Below are 3,812 nucleotides of genomic sequence, written 5' to 3'. Positions count from 1 at the left end.
GACGAAAAAACGCCCCATATGCACCTTTCTTTTGTCCCTCTGACCGAGGATCAGCGGCTCAGCGCCAAAGATATTGTCGGCAACAAGAAAAAGCTGACCTGGTGGCAGGATGAGTTCTGGAAACACATGGTCAAAAAATATCCGGATCTTGAGCGTGGCGAGAGTGCCAGCCAGACGGGACGTGACCACATCCCGCCCAGAGTGTTCAAGGAAATGACCCGACTGACCAAGCAGAAAGAGAAGCTGGAGGGGATTCTGGCCGGAATCAATCCCTTTAATGCCAAAAGCAGGGCTGAGGAAATCGGCAAGCTGCTGGATGGCTATATCCCTGCCGTAGAGAAAATGCAGACGCTGCTGACCAAGTACAACGTGGCGTTTACCCAAACTGCGGCTGAAAACAAGCGACTGAAAAAGAAAAACAGCCAGTTGGCGGAATCGCTCGATGCGGCGCAGGAGAAGAGCGTGCTGAAAAAGTTGCAGGACAGCCAGCTCCGCAGGGATTATGAGGCGGCGATCAGCACATTGGAGCGAATTCCGCCGGAAGTGCTGGATTGGTACACACAGGGCGATCACGCAAGAAAGGAGCGGCCTATTGAAGAAGTATTATGATAACGCAAAGGATAATGCGGCATTTGACCGCTGTATTGATGTGATGGCAAGGCTGATGCAGCGATATGGGCTGCAGGTGCTGAAGCAGCAGGAGAAGAAAGCCTGCGAGGAAGAATTACCGCAGCAACATTTTAAGAAAGCTGCGTAAGAAAATATGGATTTACACGTTGCGTATTTATTGGCGGTATGCTATAATAAGTACGCAACGTGTATTTTTTTGTTTATGGAGAAAAGAAAAATGGATTGCAGAAGCAAAATCAGAGAACTGCGGGAAAGTACCGGCATGAACCGCAAAGAGTTCTGTAAATATTTCCAGATTCCCTACCGTACTGTCACGGAATGGGAGTTGGACAACCGTCATGCCCCGGAGTATGTGCTTCGGCTTCTGGAATATTATATCCGCAACGAGGGCTTGATGAAAGAGCCGATATCGGAAGAATGCCCGGCTGATCCGACTGTGGAAAGGAGTGGCGGCCATGAAGAAGAAACGGACTAAGTGTTATCTGTATACGAGAGTGTCCACCTCTATGCAGGTGGATGGTTACAGCTTGGATGCCCAGCGGGACAAGCTGCGGAAGTATGCGGAATATGAGGACATGGCTGTTGTCGGGGAATACTCCGATGAAGGGTTTTCCGGAAAGAATATCCAGGGGCGGTTGGAGTTCCAGCGGATGCTAAACGACATTCAGGAAGGAAAAGACGGCGTTGATTATGTGCTGGTGTTCAAGCTGTCCCGCTTCGGCAGAAATGCCGCTGATGTGCTGAACTCTTTGCAGTTGATGCAGGATTTTGGTGTCAATCTGATTTGCGTGGAAGATGGCATTGACAGCTCCAAGGATTCCGGCAAGCTGATGATCTCTGTTCTCTCCGCCGTCGCTGAAATCGAACGTGAAAACATCCGGACACAGACCATGGCGGGGCGTGAGCAGAAAGCCCGTGAGGGCAAATGGAACGGCGGCTTTGCTCCCTATGGATACCGGCTGGAAAACGGACAGCTACTGATTGCTGAGGACGAAGCGGAAGTGATTCGTGTAATCTATGATCGTTATATTCATACCAACGACGGCGTTGCCGGTGTGGCAAAGTATCTGAACAGCCATGGTTATGTGAAGAAGCTCCGCCAGAACAATACCATCCCGGGCTTTTCCAGAGATTTTGTGAAGGATGTGCTGGATAATCCTGTTTATACCGGCAAGATCGCATACGGCAGGCGCAGAACAGAAAAGAAGCTGGGAACACGGAATGAGATGCATGTGGTGGAACAGTCGGAATTTCCTGTTTATGAGGGACAGCACGAAGCGATTATCTCTGAGGAAGATTGGAACCTTGCACAGGAGAAACGGCGGGCAAATTCCTACCGGCGGGAGAAGGTCAATGACCCGGATCATGCCCATATCCTGTCCGGCATTTTGAAATGCCCCTGCTGCGGTAAGAGCCTGTATGGGAATATCGCCAAAGCGCACAGCAAGGACAGAAAGACCCGGTATTACTACTACTGCAAGAACACGGTCACGCCGACAGGCCATGAGTGTACCTTCCGCATCAATATTGAGCAGACGGAAATGAATCAGATGGTGGCGAATATCATATCCGCCATGGTCAAAGACCCTCGTTTTTCTGAGGCCATCAAAGAGAAGATCGGCACCGCTGTTGATACGGCAGATATGGAAAAGCGGCTGGAGGCGTTGCAGACACAGCTCCGGCAGGCGTTGGGAACAAAATCCCGGCTGGAGCGGCAGATGGACACCCTGGATGTGACTGACCCGTATTATGACCGAAAAATTTTGGATTTACAGCGCCGTTACGATGAACAGTATGGTAAAATAGAGGATATCGAGATTCAGATTGAGGAAGTCCAGAGCCAGATCAGAAGCATCCGGCAGGAGAAGATTTCCGGGGATAACATCTATCAGCTTTTACTTGCCTTTGATGAAGTCTACAATTCCGCAACAGAAGCGGAGCAGAAAGAGTTCATGAAAGCATTTATTGAGCGGATTGAACTGTTCCCGGAAAAGCGGAAGGACGGCTGCTGGATCAAGAATATTGTCTTCAATTTTCCCGTTCCTGTGAACGGCGAGGAAGTGAAAGAACTGCCCTTGGAAAATGAAACAATGCTCGAGATGGTAGTCTTGATGTCAAGAAAAGATAAATAAGTGCCAGAAAGTGGTGTATTTCCAGGCTTTTTCGGAAGTTGGGATTAGAAGCCTGACTCCTGAAAAAGCCTGGTTTTCTTATATGGAAACATATCTACTGCAAAATGTGTGTCAGGTTGTAACCTCGGATTAGATGTCGCGATTTGGGACAGTGGATTAGATGTCAGGCATTTCGGGATGCTTTTGGGAAAATGAAAACGGATGACAACCAATCCGGCAACTCGACCATTTTGGGTGGTTGTAGGCAGTAGATTAGATGTGAAGGAAAAATTCGGTAAGTCGGAATTTTGGAGGTTATTATGGCTTTTGATTTTAAGAAAGAATTTAAAGAATTTTATATGCCTAAGAATAAACCAGAGATTGTAAATGTACCTAAGGCAAATTATATTGCAGTTAGAGGAAAAGGCAATCCAAATGAAGAAGGCGGGGCATATCAACAAGCAATCAGTATTCTATATGCTGTTGCATACACATTAAAAATGAGTTACAAGACCGATTATAAAATTAAAGGCTTTTTTGAATATGTTGTTCCGCCATTGGAAGGTTTTTGGTGGCAGGATGATGTCGTGGGTGTAGATTATACAAATAAATCTGCTTTTAACTGGATTTCTGTTATTCGTTTGCCTGATTTCATTTCTAAAGCTGATTTTGACTGGGCGATAGAAACAGCAACGAAAAAGAAGAAAATTGATTGTTCGTCAGCAGAGTATCTTACGATTGATGAAGGATTATGCGTTCAAATTATGCACATAGGTTCTTTTGATAATGAGCCAGCAACCGTTGATCTTATGGATACTTATATAGAACAAAATGGGTATGTTAATGATATTAACAAAGATAGATTGCACCACGAGATTTATATGTCTGATGCAAGAAAGGTTGCTCCAGAGAAATGGAAAACTGTAATTAGACATCCAATTAAGAAAGCATAAAATCGAAATTTATAAAGGAGAATATTGATGAAATTATTTTTATGTTCGCACTTTTCAAGTGTAGGAAGTCTGATAAAGGAAGAAATTGAAAATAAGAAAGTCGCATTTATTCCAACAG

Annotated in this window: 5 protein-coding genes and 1 pseudogene; all 6 read left to right on the top strand. The window is 45.8% G+C overall.

Going from position 1 to position 3,812, the window contains the following annotated elements; translation table 11 throughout:
- Positions 1 to 609 (top strand): plasmid recombination protein (locus tag QVO97_RS06080; RefSeq protein ID WP_288189136.1); only part of this gene is annotated, 609 nt, incomplete at its 5' end.
- Positions 593 to 757 carry a hypothetical protein gene (locus QVO97_RS06075; RefSeq protein ID WP_022359488.1) on the top strand — a complete coding sequence of 55 codons (165 nt, stop codon included), beginning with the start codon at positions 593 to 595 and terminating at the stop codon, positions 755 to 757. The genes QVO97_RS06080 and QVO97_RS06075, both read left to right, overlap by 17 nt.
- 90 nt (positions 758 to 847) lie before the next feature.
- On the top strand, positions 848 to 1,105 hold the full coding sequence (locus tag QVO97_RS06070) for a helix-turn-helix domain-containing protein (RefSeq protein ID WP_216521573.1): 258 nt from the start codon (positions 848 to 850) through the stop codon (positions 1,103 to 1,105).
- Entirely contained in the window at positions 1,086 to 2,762 is a 1,677-nt protein-coding gene (locus QVO97_RS06065; protein WP_022359486.1) for a recombinase family protein, read from the top strand. The genes QVO97_RS06070 and QVO97_RS06065 overlap by 20 nt, the downstream gene beginning before the upstream one ends.
- A 299-nt stretch (positions 2,763 to 3,061) precedes the next feature.
- A complete protein-coding gene (locus QVO97_RS06060) occupies positions 3,062 to 3,694 on the top strand; it encodes a GyrI-like domain-containing protein (RefSeq protein ID WP_022359485.1) in 633 nt (210 codons plus the stop codon).
- Positions 3,695 to 3,721: 27 nt separating this feature from the next.
- A pseudogene (locus tag QVO97_RS06055) lies at positions 3,722 to 3,812 on the top strand (peptidase S51); the annotation flags it as partial.

It is taken from the genome of Clostridium sp. CAG:43 (assembly GCF_000434655.1).
In the GTDB taxonomy this organism is placed as follows: Bacteria; Bacillota; Clostridia; order Lachnospirales; family Lachnospiraceae; genus Otoolea; species Otoolea fessa.
Note: the sequence above shows the minus strand (reverse complement) of the source record. Positions and strands in the feature narration are given on the sequence as shown.

Bases quoted from the DNA above. Each gene is read 5' to 3' on its own strand.
- QVO97_RS06065 (WP_022359486.1), top strand. From the start codon at position 1,086: ATGAAGAAGAAACGGACTAAGTGTTATCTGTATACGAGAGTGTCCACC.
- QVO97_RS06060 (WP_022359485.1), top strand. From the start codon at position 3,062: ATGGCTTTTGATTTTAAGAAAGAATTTAAAGAATTTTATATGCCTAAG.
- QVO97_RS06070 (WP_216521573.1), top strand. From the start codon at position 848: ATGGATTGCAGAAGCAAAATCAGAGAACTGCGGGAAAGTACCGGCATG.